Consider the following 18,787-nt stretch of genomic DNA (forward strand, 5'->3'; position numbering starts at 1 on the left):
TCGCGCTCCACACCGCGTTCTGCGGGTGTTCGGTGCGCGAACACCGGTGTTTTGCGTACTGGGCTCTAGCGGGAAGCGGGGCCGACGATCCGCGGCTCGTGGAACGTGCCGCCGAACACTCGCTCGGACGCGCCGGAACGGTCGAGGTACGGGCTGATCCCACCGGCCTGGAACGGGTAACCCGCACCGAGGATGAGCCCGAGGTCGATCTCCTCGACGTGCTCGACGACCCGGTCCTCGAGCATGCGGTGCAGCTCGTCGGCCAGGGCGTCCTCGAACCGGCGCTGCATCTCGGCGGCGTCGACGGGCTTCGCGTCCTTCTTGGACGGCGCGACGAGCTTCACGGCGGCGGGGTCGTACCCGGTCGCGTTGCCCTTCTTGTCGCGGGTCAGGATCGTCCCGTGCTCGGCGATCTTCTTCAGGCCGTCACCGGGGTAGAAGCGCTCGGGCCAGGCCGCGTGGTGCGAGTCGAGCACGTGCGCGCCGACCGGCAGCCCGACGAGCTCGAGCAGCTCGAACGGTGACATCGGCAGGCCGAGTGGTGCGGCACCCTGGGCGACGGTGTCGAACGAGGTGCCCTCTTCCACGCCGCGCATCGCCTCGCCGAGCACCCGGGCGAGCACCCGGTTGACGACGAAGCCCGGCTGGTCCGCGGTGATGATCGCGGTCTTCTTCAGGGTCTTCGCGACGGCGAGTGCGGTGACGAGGGCCTCGTCCGAGGTCTTCGCCGCGCGCACCACCTCGAGCAGCGGCATGACCGCGACCGGGTTGAAGAAGTGGAAGCCGACGAGTCGCTCCGGGTTGGTGAGCACCGACGCCATCTCGTCGACGGAGAGCGACGACGTGTTCGTGGCGAGGATGGCGTCCGGTGCGATGACCTGCTCGATCTTCCGGAGGACCTCCTGCTTGACGGTCATCTCCTCGAAGACGGCCTCGATCACCCAGTCGGCATCGGCGAAGGCGTCGTAGGACACCGACCCGCTGACGAGTGCGGTGATGCGGTTCGCGTCGTCGGGGGAGATCCGGCCCTTGTCGAGCAGCTTTGCGACCTCGCCGCGGATCCGCTCGACGCCGGCGTCCACACGGGACTGGTCGACGTCGGTGATGACGACGGGGACGCCCAGGCGTCGGGCGAACAGCAGCGCGAACTGCGACGCCATCAGCCCGGCGCCGAGGACGCCGACCTTCGTGATCTTCTTCGCGTCGACGCCCTCGGGAGCGCCGACGGGCTTCTTCGCACGCTTCTGCACGAGGTCGAAGGCGTACATCGACGCGGCGAACTGGTCGCCCGAGATGAGGTCGGCGAGGGCCTCGTCCTCGTCGGCGAAGCGTTCGTCGAGCGAACCCGACTTGGCGGCGGCGACGAGGTCGAGCGCCCGGAACGGCGACTTCGGCACGGTGCCGATCTTCGACGCGACCTGTCCGCGAGCGACCTTGACGACGGTGCCCCATGCGGCCTTCTCGAGCATGCCCGGCGCGTTCTTCCGCACCACCTTGGTCGTTCCGGTGATGACGCCGTCCGCCCACGCCACGGCGGAGGGCAGGAACGTGACGGACGGGACGAGCACGTCACCGATGCCGATCTCGACCGCGGCCGGGCCGTCCATCAGGCGGTTGTTCTTGAGCGGGTTCTCGACGATGACGCGGAGCGCGCGCTCCGGGCCGATCAGGCGGGGGAGCAGCGTCGCGCCGCCCCAGCCGGGGATGATGCCGAGGAACACCTCGGGAAGCCCGATGCCCTGCGCCGCGGACGAGAACGCCCGGTAGGTGCAGTGCAGGGCGATCTCGAGCCCACCGCCGAGCGCCAGGGTGTTCACGAACGCGAACGACGGCACCCCGAGGTCGGCGAACTTCTTGAGCGTGGCGTGCCCGAGGGCGGCCAGGTCGTGGGCGGCCTCGCGCGACGGGACCGCGGCTGCCTGGGACAGGTCGGCCCCGGCGGCGAAGCAGTACTCCTTGCCGGTGATGGCGACGCCCTGGATCGTGCCGGCGGCGGCCTCGGTCTTCAGGGTGTCGAGCACGCCGGCGAGCTCACGGAGCGTGCGGGGCCCGAGGGTGTTCGGCCGCTTGTAGTCCTTGCCGTTGTCGAGCGTGATGAGCGCCAGCGTGCCACCCGAGGGCATCGTGACGTGCTTGACGAACGAGTGCGTGACGACCTCGTCCTCGCTGAGTTCGGCCAGTCGGTCGTTGTCGACGATGGTCATGGTCACGCCCCCTTCCGAGCCGAACGCTCGGCCGACTTGCTGTGGTTCGGGTTCTCCCAGATGACGGTGCCGCCCTGGCCGAGCCCGATGCACATCGTGGTGATGCCGTACTTGACGTCCGGTCGCTCGGCGAACTGCGCGGCGAGCTGGTTCATCAGCCGGACGCCACTCGACGCGAGCGGGTGGCCCACGGCGATCGCGCCGCCCCAGGCGTTCACGTTCGGGGAGTCCTGGGCGATGCCGTAGTTGTCGAGGAACGCGAGCACCTGGACGGCGAACGCCTCGTTGATCTCGAACAGGCCGATGTCGTCGATCGACAGGCCGGCCTTCGCCAGGGCCTTGTCGGTCGCGGGGACCGGGCCGACGCCCATGACCTCGGGCTCGACGCCGGCGAAGGCGAACGAGACCATGCGCATCTTCGTCGACAGTCCGTGCTGCTTCGCGCCGTCCTCGGACGCGAGCAGGCTCATGGTGGCGCCGTCGTTCAGACCGGCGGCGTTGCCGGCGGTGACCCGTCCGTGGGGCCGGAACGGCGTCTTCAACGCGGCCAGCGCCTCCAGGGTCGTCCCCGGCCGCGGCGGCTCGTCGGTGCTGACGACGTCCCAGCCGTCGCCCTTGTTGACCTCGACCGGGATCACGTCCGGCTGGAGCTTGCCGTTCGCCCAGGCGGCGGCGTAGCGCTGCTGGGACTGGACGGCGTAGGCGTCCGTGCGGTCCTTCGTGATCGCGGGGAAGCGGTCGTGCAGGCGCTCGGCGGTGGCGCCCATGACGAGGGCGTCGCTCGAGACCATGCGCTCCGCGACGAAGCGGGGGTTCGGGTCGGCGTTGAAGCCCATCGGGTGCCGGCCCATGTGCTCGACACCACCGGCGATCGCGATGTCGGCGGCGCCGAAGGCGATGGCACCCGCGAGCGTCGTGACGCTCGTCATGGCGCCGGCGCACATGCGGTCGATCGCGTAGCCGGGCACCGACTTCGGCAGACCCGCGAGCATGCCGACCGTTCGGCCGAGCGTCAGCCCCTGGTCACCCTGCTGCGTGGTCGCCGCGACGGCGACGTCGTCCACGGCTGCGGTGTCGAAGGCGTTCCGGTCGAGCAGTCCGCGCATCGCGTGCACCGCGAGGTCGTCGGACCGGGTCTTCCAGAACACCCCCTTCTCGCCGGCTCGTCCGAACGGTGTGCGAACGCCGTCCACGAACACGACGTCTGATGCCTTTGGCAATCCGGGCCTCCCAGATCCTCATCGATCGGGCCGGAACGCAGGTCGCTCCGGCCTGGCCGGGCCTCGCCCGGCGACCCTCCCGACGCTATGCCCCCAGCCTGGGCGGCCGCATGCCGGTTGGGCAGTTCCTACGACTCGTCGTCGTCCGTCGCCGCGGGCCGCTGTGCAGCAGCCACAAAGGCCGACGCGATGATCGACGCGAGTTCCTCGACCTGCCACGGGCGGGCGTCGTGCTCGGCGAGGGCGGCGCCGACCAGCTCGGTCGACACAGGCGACGGCGGGGCCCACGACACGAGCCGGAGCGTCTCCGGCGTGAGCAGGTTCTCGAGCGGGATGTCGAGCTCCTCGGCACGCTTCGTGACCGCGGCGCGCGCGGCCTTGTACCGGCGGTCGGCGGCCGGGTTGCGGTCCGCCCAGGCGCGGGGCGGGGGCAGGGTGGCCTCGCCGGCACCGCGGAGACGGGGGAGGTCCTCGGTGGTGCGGCCTTCCTCGACGGCGGCCCACCAGCGGTCGAGCGCGGAACGGCTGGCGCGGCCCGTGAAGGTCTTCAGCGCACCGAGTTCGGCGCGGGACTCGGGTGCGGCGGCCGCGGCGGCGATGATCGCCGAGTCGGGGATCGTGCGTCCGGGGGCGATGTCCGCCTGTCGGGCGTACTCGTCACGGGCGAGCCAGAGCGACCGGGCGATCGCCAGTGCTCGAGCACCACGGAGCGCGTGCATGCCGGACAGCCGACGCCAGGGCTCGGCACGGGCGGGCTTCGGCGCGCGGTGCAGGACAGCGTCGAACTCCTCCTGGGCGATCCGGGTCTTGCCGGCCTCGTCGAGCTTCTCGGCGAGGGCGTCGCGGAGGTCGGGCAGCAGCTCGACGTCGAGCGACGCGTAGACGAGCCACGACTGCGGCAGGGGACGGGTCGACCAGTCGGCGGCCGAGTGCGCCTTCGCCAGGGTGATGCCGAGCAGCTGCTCGACGACGGCGCCGAGGCCGACACGGGGGAACCCGGCGATGCGGGCGCCGAGTTCAGTGTCGAAGATGCGCGTCGGGACGAGGCCGACCTCCTGCAGGCACGGCAGGTCCTGCGAGGCGGCGTGGAACAGCCACTCCTCGTCGACGATGGCGGCCTGCAGCTCCGAGAAGTCGCCGATCGGGATCGGGTCGAACAGGAACGCACCGGCACCACGGCGGAACACCTGGATCAGGTACGCGCGCTGCGAGTAGCGGTAGCCGCTGGCGCGCTCGGCGTCGACCGCGACGGGGCCGTGGCCGGCGGCGATGGCGGCGACCGCCTCGAGGTAGTCCTCGCGCGTGTCGATCACCTTGACGGCGTCGTGCGATGCCTCGAAGGCGGGGCTGGCGGCGGCCGGAGCGGCCGAGCCAGCAGCGGCAGCCGGAGCAGTCGAACCGGCAGCCGTGGCTGCGGGCGCAGCCGGGCCGGTCGATCCAGCGGCGTCCTGGGGAGCGGGGTCGGTCACTTGGCGAGCCTCCTCGGGGCCAGCAGGGTCACGCCGTCCGATGCCGGCGGCAGACCGGCGAGCATGGCGACGATGTCCTGCCAGGCCCGGACGTGTGCGGTAAGGTCGTCGCCGCGTGGTGTCCACGACGCGCGGAGTTCCAGCTGAGCGCCGTCGCCCTGTGCGGCGAGGTCGCCGTACCCGCGCGAGATGATCTTGGTGGCCGTGCCAGAGGCGTGGTCGTACGTCGCACCGTGCGACTCGAGCGCGTCGACGAGCCAGCTCCAGGTGACGTCGGCGACGAACTCGTCGACGCCGATCTCCGGCTCGAGCGGCGCCTGCGCGAACGAGACGACACGGAACGCGCCGCCCCAGCCCTCGGGTTCTTCCGGGTCGTACAGGGCGATGAACCGTCCGGTGCCCAGGTCCGACTCCACCCCGTGCGCGGTGCCGGACACGTCCGCCGCCAGGGCGATCGAGAACGGTGCGATCCGGGTCGGCGAGGGGATCTCGGTGACGGTGGTCTCGGTACGGCCGCTGCCGCCGGACACGAACGCGCGGAGCCGCGCGAAGGCGTCGGGCTCTCGGGTTTCGGACACACATGCAGACTAGGCTCCGGGCCATGTCCCGATCCGCGCGACCCGCCGAGGACGTCGTCCAGGAGACCGCTCGATCGGCCGGGTTCATCGCACTCGGCGCCGGTCTGGCAGCTGCCGCGGTGGGGACGGCCGTCATCGGTGGCTTCGTCGCCGCCGTCGCCCGCGCCGTGGTCACCCCCGACCGCAAGCGCAACGAGCGCGTCCCGATCCACGCCGTCGACCCCGTCCGGAAGACCGTCACGATCGAGCGCACGGCCGACACCGAGCTGCAGGGCCGCTACTCGCTCTGGTTCGGCGGCGGCACCGGCCACATGCGCGTCGGCGAGGTCCTCGGCACGACCGACACCACCGTCACGCGCCGCATCATCGCGATCGACGCCGGCGACCCGACCGCCGCACGTCGCGGTCGCTGGGGCGGCTGGTTCTACCTGACCCCCGGCGAACTCGACGTGCCCGTCGAGGACGTCGACATCCCCACCCCGAACGGCCCGGCTCCCGCGTGGGTCGTCCGCGCCGACGATCCGGCAGCGCCCTGGGCGGTCCTGGTGCACGGCCGTGGCGTCACGCGTGCCGAGACGATCCGCGCCGTCCCGGTGTTCCGCGCCGCCGGGTACTCGGTGGTGCTCGCCTCGTGGCGGAACGACGGCGTCGCCCCGCCGAGCGTCGACGGCCGCTACGGCCTCGGCAGCACCGAGTGGGAGGACGTCGACTCCGTCCTCCGCTGGCTCACCGCGCAGGACGCCCAGAGCGTCGTCCTGATGGGCTGGTCGATGGGCGGCGCCGTCGTGCTGCAGACCCTGCTCCGCTCGCGCTTCGCCGGCCTGGTCGACGGGGTCGTGCTGGAGTCGCCGGTGGTCGACTGGCACGCGGTGCTGAAGTCGCAGAGCCAGCTCCTGCGTCTGCCGCGTCCGGTCCGCAAGGTCGCGCAACGCCTGCTCCGCACGCCGGTGCTGCACCGGCTCGCCGGGCTCCAGGCTCCTGTGGACCTGCGCGAGCTCGACATGGTCACGCGCTCCGACGAGCTCACGGTGCCGATCCTGCTGCTGCACAGCGACGACGACGGGTTCGTGCCGTCCTCGGCCTCGCACGACCTGGCCCGCGCACGGCCCGATCTGGTCCGGCTCGAGATCCAGACCACGGCCCGGCACACCAAGCTCTGGAACCACGACGCCGACTGGTTCGACGCCCGCATCCTCGCGTGGCTCACCGAGGTGGTCCAGCGGCGCGGGGCGACCAGCGCGCGGTAGACGCGACCGAAGGGCGGACGGGAGGCGCGGTGTCAGCTGGCACCGCGCCTCCCGTCCGTCCTTGCGTCCGTTCGGTCGCATCGTGAGCAGAAATGGTCGGGTCACCGTCCGACACCCGACCATTCCTGCTCACGAAGCGGGTGGTCCGGCATTCGTTCCGTTCGTCGTCTGCTGTCGCGGCCCGAACTCCTCGAGACGAGTCGCCGGTCGGCCGAGCTGCGCTGGGCCGTGCGTCCGGTCGAAGGCATCGCTCATCGTCGTGAGCGGCGGTCGGACCGTCACGGTCCATTCGCCACTGTCGAACGCGTCGATCCGGACGACCAGGTTCGACTCGTCGGTCAGGTCCGAGCCGGGGAGGTAGCCGAGGAACTCGCCGTCGATGAGCTGCCGCATGCTGTCAGCGATCTCCACCGCCTCGGCATGGCTCAGGATGAGCCCGGGTTCCGCCGCCGCGTCGACGCGGCGTTCGAGTGGGAGCGCTTGGACCGGCTTGTCAGGGGACGTGACGGCGTACAGGGTCGTGAGGACCCAGACGAGCTCTGGTGAATCGAGCTCTGATGTTTCGAGCTCTGAGAAGAACTGGACCAGATCGGGCAGCACGATGTGATCAGCGGGGATCGTGTACGTGACCATCTCGAGGTCCTTCGGCAACGTCGTGGTCATCCGGTCTCCTCTGTTGTCTCGACCTGTGGCGAGAAGCCGCCCACGCTCATGGCAGCGAGGACGTCGGTCCTGCCCGGCGTGAACGCGATGATCGCGACTGCGGTGTCAGCCTGCACGGTGGAGAGCCCCGGCTGCTCGTCGCCGAGCGGTGCGAGCACACGGGCGAACTCGTCGAGCCCGCGAACGTCGGAGCCACTGTCGGCGGCCATCGTGTACTTCGTCAGGAAGGTCCGTGCCGTCGAAAGGGCTCCCTGTTCGAAGATGCGGACCCGGACCTCGGCCGGACACTGCGATGCCACCTCGAGCGCCAGTTCCGCCCCCGGGGCGTCTGATGCGCGCAGGCGCCTGCACAGCTCCTGGACGGTGATGTGGACGAGTCCGACGGAGCGGTCGACCGCCGTGGCAGCCACGAGCGTCCGGTCCGTCGCGCGCAACACGACCGTCACGAGTTCATCGCCGTGCTCGACCTGACAGATCAGGACGAGCTCGTCTCCGAGGGCTTCGAGTGGGTCGATGAACGGTACGAGGTTCGGCTGCTTTGTCGAATAGCTCCTCCGGATGACCGCTGCGAACGAGCGTGCGGACACGTCGGAGACGAGCACTTGCGCGTCCGATCCCACTGCGGCGAGGACCTCGACGACACGATCTGGCAGGTCCACAGTCGTTCCGTTGGTGACCGCTCGGAGATGGTGGATCGAGATGGCCGGGGGTGCGTCCGTCACCGTCTGATCTCCGCGGACGACGGGCTGTGTCGGTACCGGACCTCGCCGTCGGGCAGAACGTCGATGTCCACTCGTGCGCGCCCCGGTTCGCTGTAGTGCCAGGACGGACCTCGGCGGTTCGACCAGCCCTCGAGCAACTCACCCGAGGCGAACCGGATGGCGATCCGCGCGCCCGTGACTGCACCGTCCGAGACGACCTTGTTGTGCAGGGCAAGGAGGTCGAGCAGGGACGGTTTGTCGCCGGGATCGAGGAACGCGTGCTCTCCGTCAGAGCCTGTCAGCGCGAAGTCGGTCTCGAACCGGAGCGAAGCACCGCTCGAGAAGCGGATCGTCACGTCTGGTCCGATGCTGATGAGGTCGACGGTGTCGCCGGCGATGTCCAGCGCGAAGGGCTGGCGCGGAACGCCGCTCATCCTCGATCTCCTTCCGTGCCCGTGCCCGTGCTTCCGGTCGGCGGCTCGGTGCGGGCCGGGCGACCCTTCGGCCCGGAGACCTGCCAGGACTCGAACTCGGCATCGGGACCGGCGACGAGGGTGTCCCCGCCGTCGAAGATCAGCGTCAGTACGCCGTTCTCTGTCGAACTCCGAACGAGCTCGGCACCGAACAGCCGCAGGACCGGGAGCAGTGAGTCCTTGCGGTCGGGATCGACGACCGCGGTGCTTCCGGACCGGTCGGTGACGGTGCACTCGGATTCGAGCTGGACGCGGTAGCCGTTGCCGAACCCCAGCTCGAGCCGGAAGTCGACGCCGATGAGGTCGAGCGTGCCCGCGCGCTCGACGGTCATCGCGTCCCCGGTGGGGTCAGCGGTGTCAGCGACCATGATCGTTCCCTTGTGCGGATTGCTGTTCAGGAGCTGCCCTCGCTGAGTCTGCTCGAGCAGATCGAGGTTCTCCGAAGAGTTCCCATGACGTCGGAGTGGGGCGGTAGCGGGGGTCGTCGTACACCGGCCGCCACGGTTCCAAGCCGTGGTGGGCACGAACCGCTTTCTCCACGACCATCGGGGAGTCGACGGTCAGATGCGGAACACGGCGGGCCTCGTCAGCCGTCGCCCTCCTCATCCTCGACCTGTCGAAGTTCGTGACGTGCACCCCGTCGTGGTCCTCCGATCCGTGGCTGAACGCGGGCAGGAACCGGCGTTGGTCGGGAATGCTGTTGCCCACGATCTGCCACATGCCCGGTCGGAATCGCGCATCGAACGTCATCCGCGCGAGAATGGGAGTCGCTGCCGTCACCTCGCTGAGGTGGAGGCTCTGCACTGAGCTGACGGGCGCGACGAGGTCGAAGATGATGACGTAGAGCGCCTTCGTGTACTTGCCGATCACCTGTCCGAGCACCACCTTGCTGTCGTTGAGCGGCACGGCGAACACGTCACCGACCGCAACTGGGTAGATCTGTTGCTGTGAACTCAACGTGGTCCTTTCAGGCTTTGGTTGCACACGTCACAAGTGCGATCGCGGGGGAGCTTCGCCCCAACTCCGATGGGCAACTCGACCCTGACGGGTGATGCTGTTCACGGATGGGGAGCCACCCCCGCGTGGACCGGTGGACTCAAGAGAGCACGTTTCGTTCTCGTGGGCCGGTTGCTCTGTTTCTGCTCAAGGCTCGCGACCGTGCGGTGTTCACGGTGGCATTTCGGTCGAACGCCCGGTGGTGCGGGTTGTCATCGCCGGCACTCGCGTTCCCGACCCGAATGCCCGGGCAAATCCGTCCCGAATCTCGACCCGATCTGTGTCGATGATGATCGTCCACAACGAGCCGTCGCTCATGTCGAGGCGGATGACTGCTCTGTCGATATCACCGACTTCGGATGGGTTGAATCCGACGAACTCGCCATCGACGAACTGCTGCGTGGTTTCGGTGAGTCGCATGAACGAGGCATTGTCGAGCACCGGATTGGGCAAGTGGGGCGCGCTCGAGAGCTGCTCCAGTTCGGCAACGTCCAGTCCGGGATCTCTCGACACGTTCACGAATATGTCCTCGGCCGTCCATGAAAGCTGCGGCAGATGAAGGGAGGACACGACGTCGGCGAGGTCGAACCATCCGCTATCGCCCTGTTCAGATTCACGGGTAAAAAGTCGCAGCATCGGATCCGATTCAACCTCGCCTTGCCCTCCGGTTGAAGACGCTGGCAATCATTCGTCAAATAGCAGTTGTTGAGCGCTGGGAATGTTTCTTGGCATCGAATCCGTGAACCACGGAAGCTCTAGACTGTCAATCCTCCCGTTCTTCGTCCAGATAAGAACTTCGCCGACAACTTCAGAAGATTCATCTGCATAAGAGGCTTCGATCGGAAGGGGCTGGTCCGGCAAGTTGACGGCGGGTGAGTTGTCAAGGTCTATCTGCCAGATCCGTGGACCAGTCGCTCGGAATCCTCGAATTGCTTGCGCTTGGTCCTGCAATGGTCCTGATTCAGGTAGGAGTAGGTGATCCAAGCAAGTGCGGATGAGATCGTGCAGACGTGATTCGTCTTCTGCCTTCATGTTGCCCCAATCTTCAAGGTGTGTCCCTTGGGATGAACATTGTACCGACACGAGGGGTGTCCTCTACATTGGATCCACGTACGCGAACAGTTGCGTCGCTTATCGGTACATCTTCAACAAATTTGCCGGGGGGTAGATCTTTTTTGTCGAGGTGATGGGCAACGGCCTCGATGACCGGACGCTTCCCTCCCATCGAGTCGACGAGCGGATCGAGTCCGTGTTCCTTCTTGTCGAAGATGTGCCCCATCTTGTTCGGATCTTCGAGAACCTTGTCTGCAATTCGCTGAGCGCGCTCACCGAGTCCTGTCGGAGGTAAAGGAGCGACGTCGGAAAGCCTGTTCACCGCGGTCGGCAGGTGCACTTTCGACATCGTGCCGCCGGTCGCCGCCGACGTCGCGGCACCCTCGGCAGCGTTCCGGAGCAGACCACCCGGGGTCACCGGCTGGCCGCTCACCGCGTAGTTCGCGACGTTCTCGGCCGCACCTTCTGCTGCGTTCTTGACCAGCTGCTTAGCGATCAGGGCACCGGCACCACCGCCGACCGCACCGAAGGCCCCGCTGACGGCGACCTGGCCCCAGTTCACCTCGCCGGTCGTGGCCTTCTGGATGATTGTGTCGGCACCGGCGCTGATGAGCATCATGCCGACCGGACCGCCGACGCCGGTGGCGACGAGCACCCCGCCCGCGACGACCATGGCACCGCCGGCGACGTACTCCCAGTTGTTCGCGAACCAGTCACCGGTCGCGGCTGCGGCACGTGCGAGCGGCCCCTGCTGCGCCGCCGCGTAGGCCTCGAGCTCGGCGTCGGTGACCGGCGCGAGTCCGAGCGGGTCGATGGCGTGCAGCGGATCATTGCCGGCGAACGAGTACGGGTTGCCCGCCCAGGCTGCTCCCGCGGGCGCGGTGACCGGGTCGACGGACAGGAAGCCGCGCGACGACGGGTCGTAGGCGCGGGCGCCCATCCACTCCAGGCCGGCGACCTGCAGCGAACCGTCGGCGCCGAGTGCGATGCCGCCGGGCAGGCCGGAGCCGCCGAGGTCGACGAGCGTCTGCCACGGGTCGGCGTCGTCGGCTGCTCTCGTGGTGCGCCGACCGCTGGCGATCCAGCGGTCGTCCACCGCGATCAGGCCGCCGGGAGCGCGGAGCACCGGCTCGTCACCGACGGCCAGGAGCGTCGGTGCGAACGCGGCTGTGTCCCAGTCGATCGGGACGCCGTCGACATCGGCGAGTTCACCGAGGGCGTCGACGTGCAGGTCGGTCGTGGTGCTGCCTGCCGCGGTGGTCTCCGCCACCCCGGTGAGGTGACTCTGCGGGGTCCAGCCGTACGTGGTCGTCACGCCGTTGGCTCGGAGCGCCTGCACCCGACGACCAGCGCCGTCGTAGGCGTACTCCGCCTCGGGCGACCCGTCCACGGCGTCGACGCCGATCAGCTGACCGGCGGCGTCGTACGTGAACCGTCGGGCCCCGGAGTCCGTCCGTTCCTCGACCAGACGACCAGCGACGTCGTAGACCCAGCCGGTGCGACTGCCGTCCTGGACGGACGCCACCAGCTGCGCGGCATCGTCATGCTCGTAGGTGGTGCTCCCACCGGGTCCGTCGACCCGGGTGATGCGCCCGTCGGCGTCGCGTTCGATCGTGCTGGCGTGCGTGCCGTCCGCGTCGATGCGCGTGTGCCGGACCACGTGTCCGTTCGCGTACTCCCAGGTCTGCAGCTGATCGCCGCCGCGGGCCTGCAGGAGCCGCCCCGCCGCGTCGTGCTCGTACCGGACCTCGCCGAAGGCCGAGTGGTCGACGCGGACGACCCGCCCGGTGGCGTCGAGCTCGTACCGGGTCGTGGACCCGTCAGAGGACTGCACCGAGGTGCGGAGTCCGTCGGCATCGTGGGTCCACCGGGTCTCGCGCGCGCCGGTGGCACGACGGACGAGCTGGCCCAGTCGGCTGAACTCGAGGACGTGGGTGGCGGGGGAGTCGGGACGGGTCTCGTCGGTGATCGTCACCGTGCGAGCACGCGCATCGCGGTCGATGCGGCCGATGAGCCGGTCACCGGCGTACTGCGCGGATTCACGACCGGCCGCGTCGTACTCCCACCGCAGGACGCTGCCGTCCGGGTCGGTCTGGGTGAGCTGGCGCCCGGCCGCGTCGTAGGTCGCCGTCGTCGTGCGACCGAGCTGATCGGTGGACGAGGCCACCTTGTCGAGCTGCGTGTACGTGCGGACGGTCACCCCACCCAGCGGATCGACGGTGCGGACGAGGCGCCCACGCTGGTCGTACTCGTACCGGGTGGTGCCGCCGAGCCCGTTCACCGCGGCGACGAGTTGCCCGGCGGCGTCGTAGCGGAAGGTCCGCTGGCCGAAACGGGTGTCCCGCGCCGACACGACCCGACCCACGCGGTCGTACCGGTACCGGGCGGTGCCGACCCCGGGCACGTCGGCGTGGACGACCCGACCCTGGCGGTCGTACTCGGTCCGGGCGACCTCGCCGGTCGGCAGGGTGCGCGCGACGACCCGTGAATCGGCGTCGTAGGTCAGCGTGGTGCGTGCGCCGGCGGGGTCGATCGCGCTGACCGGGCGGCCGCACGCGTCGTACTCGTACCGGGTGGTGCGACCCGCCGGGGTGGTGACGGCGACGACGCGTCCGGCCAGGTCACGCTCGATCCTGGTGAGTCCACCGTCCGCGTCGACGAGTTCGAGCGGTCGGCCGCAGGCGTCGTACGTCGTGAGTTCGGCGGAGGCGTCTGTGTGCTCGAGCCGGGTCGGGCGCCCGAACTCGTCGGTCGTGACGGACACGGCATCGAAGGCGTCCCGGACCGTGGAGACGCCGTCAGCGCGCGAGCGCCCCACCTCGGTGCGGACACCGGTGGGGTCGACCGTCGCGCCGAGGGCTCCGACCGCGTCGTGCTCGCGTCTCCAGGTGCCGCCGGCCGGGTCGACCACGGCTTCGAGTCGGGAGAGCGCGTCGTGCACGAACGCCCACTCGGCACCGTCGGGCAGGGTCATCGACGAGACGTTGCCGAAGGCGTCGAAGTCCTTCGTCACGACGCGACCGAGGGGATCCGTGGTGGACACGATCTCGCCGTGCTGGCCGTAGGCGACCTCGGTGCGGGCACCGGTCGGATCGATCGTCGCCGTGACCCGACCGCCGTCGCCGTGCTCGAACCGCCACAGTCCGCCGTCCGGGTCCTCGCGTGCGGTGAGCAGGCCGGCGCCGTCGTACCGGTAGCGCGTGCGGTGGCCGAGCGGTGTGACGGCCTCGACGATCCGGCCTCCGGCGTCGCGGATCAGACGTGCGGTGTCGCCGACGGCGTTCTCGACGCCGACGACCTCGCCGGAGGCGTCGTGGTGGAAGACGACGACGACGCCCGTCGGATCGGTGGTCCGGACCAACAGGCCGTCCCGCCACTCGAGCACGGTGCGACCGCCGACGGGGTCGACGATGGTCGACGGGTTCCGGTCGTCGCCCGCGTACGAGTACTCGACGACCCCACCGTTCGGGGTGACCACCGTGGTCATGCGGTCCTGCTCGTCGTACCCGAAGGTCAGGTCGGCGCCCTCCGGTGTCACGGTCCGGACGCGCCGTCCCCGCTCGTCGTACCCGTGGACGGTCACCTGCCCGTCGCGCTCGGTCACCGAGACGAGGTTGCCGTGCGGGTCGTACGACATCGACTGACGCCGCCCGTCGGTGTCGATGATCCCGACGACCCGGCCCTTGCGGTCGGCGATCCACGTGTTGGTGTGGTCGCCGTCGACGTCGGAGACCGAGGTGACGCGGCCCGGCAGGTACGCGAACCGCACGCGCCGTCCGAACGGCGTGCGCTGCTCGACGACACGGCCACGGGCGTCGTAGGTGTTCTCGCACTCGACCACACCCGTGGCAGCGGTCACGCGGTCGATCAGCCCGTCGTCGTTCCAGCGGTACCGACGGCTGCCGACGGCGTCCGTCGCACGGACGAGTCGACGAGCATCGTCGTAGTGGTACTCCACGCGGCGTCCGTCGGAGGCGGTCGTCGACGCCACACGGTCGCCCGCGTACTCGACGTCGATGAACCGTCCGAACACGTGCGACAGGCGGGTGATGCGGTCCTGCTCGTCACGCCGAACGGTCACGGTGGTGCCGGCTCCACGGCCGCTTCGCAACCACAGTCCGGACGGCGTGAACTCCCAGTGACCGCCGGCGTTGTCCTGGACGACGAGGGCGTTCCCCTCGGCCCGGAGCCACAGGTCCTCGCCGACCGCGCGGTCCCAGCCGTCGCCCTGCCGCGGGAAGTCGACCTGCCGGCCGTCGTCGAGCACGACCGACGCGGCGTCGTCGGTGATCTCCAGCCGGGTGTCGAGGATCGAGGACCACCCGAGCCCGAACACCCCGGCACGGCCGTCGAGCGAGTTGTACATCCGGGTGAGCCGGAGCGACGCCGCCTGCCCGGCGAACGACAGGTCGGTCTCGGGCTCCAGGAAGTTGCCCGTGGCGGTGTTGACGGGATCGTCGGCGAACCCGTTCGTCGGAGGCGTCCCCATCGCCGAGAACGGTCCGATGGTGAAGTCGTCACGTCCGGCGTCGATGCCCGCCGCGGACAGGGCCGCCGCGATCGCCGCGTCCGACAGCGTCGCGGGCCCGGCACCACCACCGGCGGCTTCGAACTGCGCGGCGACGGTGCCCGCCCAGTCGGCGTCCTGCCCGTTCGCGGTGAGCCAGTCGTTGACGGCGGTCAGCAGCGACTGGGCGTTCAGCGTGCCCCAGCAGGGGTTGCACTCGGCCTCGTAGTCGCTCAGGGCGTTGCGGAACGTGGAGACGGCACCCGACAGGTCGGAGTCGAGCGTGCGGGTGTTCGCCTCGAAGGAGCGGAGGTCTTCGGGGACGGCCGACGACGTCCCACCGCTGGTCCCACCACCCGCGGGGATCTCGCGCCCCTTGACGCTGACCTCGTCCGCCTGCAGCCGCGGCTCCGGTTCCGGCTCCGGGGGCTTCGGGTCGTCACCGCCGCCGAACCACGTCGAGATCTCGTGTCCGGCGCCGACGAAGAAGTTCTCCTCGCGTTCACGCTTGCGGGCGTCCCACGCCTTCGCCTGCTTCCGCCGGTCGTCCTCGTCCTTCGCGGCGTCGCGGAGTTCCTGCACGAACCCCGACAGGCTCTGCAACGACTCGACGAGCTTCGTCGCGCTGCGCGCACCGATGTCGGCGTTGTCCGCGAAGACCTCGGAGAAGTACCCCCGGAACTCCGCAGTCGCGGTCGTCACCGACGACGACCGCGATCCGGCCTGGCCGCCGATCGACGACGCGAGCGCCGTCGAAGCCGATTTGAGCGTGTCCGCCGCGCTGTACGAGTAGCCGGTCGGATCGTTCCCGTGGATCTTCGCCATCGTCAATTCCCCCCATGGTGCTGACCGGCCCATCCTGTCACGGCCGGCGACTGAAATGCCAGAGGACCGCATGCATCCGAAACGAGCAACGGACAGGAGGCGCGGTGCCAGCTGGCACCGCGCCTCCTGTCCGTCAACGGGTCGCGTCTACGCGACCGCCGCCTGCACCTGACGCTGGACGCGTCCGAGCATGCCCACCATGCCGCGGATCCGCAGCGGGCTGACCGCCTCGGACAGACCGATGGTCAGCGGGTAGTCCGTCGGGACGGCGAGCACCTGCTCGACGGTGAGGCCGGAGAGGCCCTGCGCCAGGATCGAGGCGAAGCCGCGGGTGGTCGGTGCCTCGCGCGGGGCGGTGGCGTGCATCCGGACCACGTCCGGGGCGTCGCCGTCCTCGCCCACCGTCACGGTGATGAAGACGGGGGACTGGCACTCCTCGACACGTTCGAGCTCGTCCTCGTGCCCCTGCAGGCGTTCGGGCAGCGCAGGCAGCTCGTTCGAGAACTCGAGCAGGAGCTGCAGGCGGTCCTTCTGGCCCAGGGCGAGGAAGTCGTCGCGGATCTCGGCGAGGGTGGCGGGGAGTGGTTCGTCGGTGCTGGCGTTCATCGGTTCGGAACAGTACCCGGCTCGGATCCCTGCACGATGGGGACGCGGACGGCGCTGCCCCACTCGGTCCACGAGCCGTCGTAGTTGCGGACGTTGTCGTAGCCGAGCAGGTGCTGCAGGACGAACCAGGTGTGGCTCGAGCGCTCACCGATGCGGCAGTAGGCGATGACCTCGTCGGCGTCACCGATGCCGGCACCGTCGCGGTAGACGGCGTCGAGCTCGTCGCGTGACTTGAAGGTGCCGTCGGGGGCTGCGGCCGTCGCCCAGGGGATGTTCACGGCGGTGGGGACGTGGCCGCCGCGCAGCGCGCCCTCTTCGGGGTAGTCGGGCGCCGTCGTGCGCTCCCCGCTGTACTCCGGGGCGCTGCGGACGTCGATGAGCGGCTTGCCGAGGTGCGCGAGGACGTCGTCCTTGAAGGCGCGGACGGGCTCGTCGTGGCGCTCGACGACGGGGTACTCGACGGGCGTGACCGGGGTCTCGTCGGTGGTCAGGGCGCGGTCCTCGGCGATCCACTTGCCACGACCACCGTCGAGCAGGCGGACGTCCTCGTGGCCGAACAGGGTGAACACCCAGAGGGTGTAGGCCGCCCACCAGTTGTTCTTGTCGCCGTAGATCACGACCGTGGTGTCGCGGCCGATGCCCTTGCCGCCGAGGAGCTCGGCGAAGGCGGCACCGTCGATGTAGTCGCGCTGCACCGGGTCGTTGAGGTCGGTGTGCCAGTCGATCTTCACGGCGCCCGGGATGTGCCCCGTCTCGTAGAGCAGGACGTCCTCGTCGGACTCGACGACCACCAGGTCGGGCGCGCCGGCCCCGGCGTCGAGTTGCTCCTGCAGCCACTCGGTGGAGACGAGGCGCTCCGGGTGCGCGTAGGCGGCGAACTTCTCGGACGGGTCGACCGGTGCGGTCATCGGGGGTACCTCCAGGGGTGCGGGGGAGCGTGGTGCTGGCGCCGGACTAGGATCGGGCGTCGGTGCCTGTGGGCAACGGTACGCGGACGTACCGTGCCCCTGACGCAACGTGACACCCCACGACATGCTTCCCGGAAGGGTTCCCCGATTGCCCGCTCACCTCGTCGACCGTGATCCCCGGGTGACCCCGCAGCAGATGGCCGCGGCGCTCGTGCCCCCGCCCCAGTTCACGGACGCGTCGTTCGACTCGTACCGGCCGGACCCGGACTACGACTCGCAGGCCTCGGTCCGCGATGCCGTCGCCGCGTTCGTGGCCGCCGGTCCCGCGGACGCCCCGCGGCGCGGGCTGTTCGGGCGCCGGAAGCAGTCGGCGGAACCCGCGGCGAAGTCCGGCGTGTACCTGGACGGCGGGTTCGGCGTGGGCAAGACCCACCTACTCGCAGCCGCCTACCACGCGGCCACCGGGCGGAAGACGTTCGGCACCTTCATCGAGTACACCGCGCTCGTGGGCGCCCTGGGGTTCCAGGGGACGGTCGACCTGCTCCGCGGCACCGCACTGGTGTGCATCGACGAGTTCGAGCTCGACGACCCGGGCGACACGATGGTGATGACCCGGCTCATCAAGGAACTGACCGAGACCGGCACCCGCTTCGCCGCGACGTCGAACACGCCACCGGGAGCCCTGGGCGAGGGACGCTTCGCCGCGCAGGACTTCCTGCGCGAGATCCAGGCCATGTCGGACCGCTTCGACACCATGCGCATCGACGGCCTCGACTACCGCCGACGTGCCGTGGACGAGTCGGCGCAGGTGGTGTCCGACGTGCCCGCCGCGCTGCCGTCCGGCTCCGTGACGCTCGACGACTTCGGCGCGGTGGTCGCGCACCTGGGTTCCGTGCACCCCTCGAAGTACGTCGCGCTGGTCGAGGACCTCGACGCCGTCGGACTCACGGACGTCCGGGCGTTCACCGACCAGACCGACGCGCTGCGCTGGGTCGCCCTGGTGGACCGGCTGTACGACGCGCAGGTGCGGATCGTCGCCTCGGGCACGCCGCTCGACCAGGTGTACCCCGACGTGATGCTCGAGGGCGGCTACCGCAAGAAGTACCTGCGCGCGGCGTCCCGCGTGGTGGCGCTCACCCGCGCCTGAGGACCCCTCGCCGTCAGACCGATCTGTCCACGGCGGTCTCCTGCCCCTCGCGCAGGGGACATCGGGCCGGCGGAAACACGACGTTTACAAACGGCGCGGTCGCGTTACATCCGCGAAACAGTTCGTGCTCCCTCGTGAAACCTCGCCTCGCCAGACTCTGTGACACCCGAGGCGGTCCAAGAGCCGCTCG

General features: G+C 69.8%; 16 protein-coding genes. 2 read left to right on the forward strand and 14 right to left on the reverse strand.

Going from position 1 to position 18,787, the window contains the following annotated elements:
* Positions 1-65 precede the first annotated feature (65 nt).
* From ORG17_RS08100 to ORG17_RS08115, 4 genes are all read right to left on the reverse strand, one after another.
* Positions 66-2,204: a 3-hydroxyacyl-CoA dehydrogenase NAD-binding domain-containing protein gene (locus ORG17_RS08100; RefSeq protein WP_301630798.1), complete on the reverse strand. Its 2,139-nt coding sequence runs from the start codon at positions 2,202-2,204 to the stop codon at positions 66-68.
* A gap of 2 nt (positions 2,205-2,206) precedes the next feature.
* The gene (locus ORG17_RS08105; RefSeq protein ID WP_111030148.1) at positions 2,207-3,424 is read right to left on the reverse strand and encodes a thiolase family protein; all 1,218 of its coding nucleotides are present in this window, start codon (positions 3,422-3,424) and stop codon (positions 2,207-2,209) included.
* Positions 3,425-3,552: 128 nt separating this feature from the next.
* Positions 3,553-4,893 (reverse strand): HRDC domain-containing protein, encoded by a 1,341-nt coding sequence (locus ORG17_RS08110; RefSeq protein WP_372450003.1) that lies wholly within the window; start codon positions 4,891-4,893, stop codon positions 3,553-3,555.
* Positions 4,890-5,471 (reverse strand): DUF3000 domain-containing protein, encoded by a 582-nt coding sequence (locus tag ORG17_RS08115; protein ID WP_214527599.1) that lies wholly within the window; start codon positions 5,469-5,471, stop codon positions 4,890-4,892. Before ORG17_RS08115 ends, ORG17_RS08110 begins: the two co-directional genes overlap by 4 nt.
* 23 nt (positions 5,472-5,494) lie before the next feature.
* Here ORG17_RS08115 and ORG17_RS08120 point away from each other — a divergent pair, with 23 nt between their 5' ends.
* A complete protein-coding gene (locus tag ORG17_RS08120) occupies positions 5,495-6,718 on the forward strand; it encodes an alpha/beta fold hydrolase (RefSeq protein WP_071244565.1) in 1,224 nt (407 codons plus the stop codon).
* Between the two features lie 129 nt (positions 6,719-6,847).
* Here the strand turns inward: ORG17_RS08120 and ORG17_RS08125 are convergent, their stop codons facing one another.
* From ORG17_RS08125 to ORG17_RS08170, 10 genes are all read right to left on the reverse strand, one after another.
* The gene (locus ORG17_RS08125; protein ID WP_214527598.1) at positions 6,848-7,381 is read right to left on the reverse strand and encodes a hypothetical protein; all 534 of its coding nucleotides are present in this window, start codon (positions 7,379-7,381) and stop codon (positions 6,848-6,850) included.
* Positions 7,378-8,103, reverse strand: coding sequence for a hypothetical protein (locus tag ORG17_RS08130; protein ID WP_214527597.1), 726 nt, complete (start codon positions 8,101-8,103; stop codon positions 7,378-7,380). Before ORG17_RS08130 ends, ORG17_RS08125 begins: the two co-directional genes overlap by 4 nt.
* Positions 8,100-8,516 carry a DUF6188 family protein gene (locus tag ORG17_RS08135; protein WP_017886112.1) on the reverse strand — a complete coding sequence of 139 codons (417 nt, stop codon included), beginning with the start codon at positions 8,514-8,516 and terminating at the stop codon, positions 8,100-8,102. Before ORG17_RS08135 ends, ORG17_RS08130 begins: the two co-directional genes overlap by 4 nt.
* Positions 8,513-8,923 carry a DUF6188 family protein gene (locus ORG17_RS08140; RefSeq protein ID WP_071244569.1) on the reverse strand — a complete coding sequence of 137 codons (411 nt, stop codon included), beginning with the start codon at positions 8,921-8,923 and terminating at the stop codon, positions 8,513-8,515. The genes ORG17_RS08135 and ORG17_RS08140 overlap by 4 nt, the downstream gene beginning before the upstream one ends.
* The gene (locus ORG17_RS08145; RefSeq protein ID WP_214527596.1) at positions 8,913-9,512 is read right to left on the reverse strand and encodes an Imm26 family immunity protein; all 600 of its coding nucleotides are present in this window, start codon (positions 9,510-9,512) and stop codon (positions 8,913-8,915) included. Before ORG17_RS08145 ends, ORG17_RS08140 begins: the two co-directional genes overlap by 11 nt.
* Positions 9,513-9,722: 210 nt before the next feature.
* Positions 9,723-10,187, reverse strand: a complete 465-nt coding sequence (locus ORG17_RS08150; protein WP_214527595.1) for a hypothetical protein — start codon at positions 10,185-10,187, stop codon at positions 9,723-9,725.
* A gap of 48 nt (positions 10,188-10,235) precedes the next feature.
* Positions 10,236-10,583 (reverse strand): hypothetical protein, encoded by a 348-nt coding sequence (locus ORG17_RS08155; protein WP_214527594.1) that lies wholly within the window; start codon positions 10,581-10,583, stop codon positions 10,236-10,238.
* 13 nt (positions 10,584-10,596) lie between these two features.
* Positions 10,597-15,936, reverse strand: a complete 5,340-nt coding sequence (locus ORG17_RS08160) for a DUF6531 domain-containing protein (RefSeq protein ID WP_214527593.1) — start codon at positions 15,934-15,936, stop codon at positions 10,597-10,599.
* Between the two features lie 147 nt (positions 15,937-16,083).
* Positions 16,084-16,542, reverse strand: a complete 459-nt coding sequence (locus ORG17_RS08165) for a SufE family protein (RefSeq protein WP_111110380.1) — start codon at positions 16,540-16,542, stop codon at positions 16,084-16,086.
* The gene (locus tag ORG17_RS08170; RefSeq protein WP_214527592.1) at positions 16,539-17,450 is read right to left on the reverse strand and encodes a sulfurtransferase; all 912 of its coding nucleotides are present in this window, start codon (positions 17,448-17,450) and stop codon (positions 16,539-16,541) included. The genes ORG17_RS08165 and ORG17_RS08170 overlap by 4 nt, the downstream gene beginning before the upstream one ends.
* A 124-nt stretch (positions 17,451-17,574) precedes the next feature.
* Here ORG17_RS08170 and zapE point away from each other — a divergent pair, with 124 nt between their 5' ends.
* Positions 17,575-18,597 carry a cell division protein ZapE gene (gene zapE, locus ORG17_RS08175; RefSeq protein ID WP_214527608.1) on the forward strand — a complete coding sequence of 341 codons (1,023 nt, stop codon included), beginning with the start codon at positions 17,575-17,577 and terminating at the stop codon, positions 18,595-18,597.
* The last annotated feature ends 190 nt before the right edge of the window (positions 18,598-18,787 follow it).

It is taken from the genome of Curtobacterium flaccumfaciens pv. betae (genome assembly GCF_026241855.1).
In the GTDB taxonomy this organism is placed as follows: Bacteria; Actinomycetota; Actinomycetes; order Actinomycetales; family Microbacteriaceae; genus Curtobacterium; species Curtobacterium flaccumfaciens.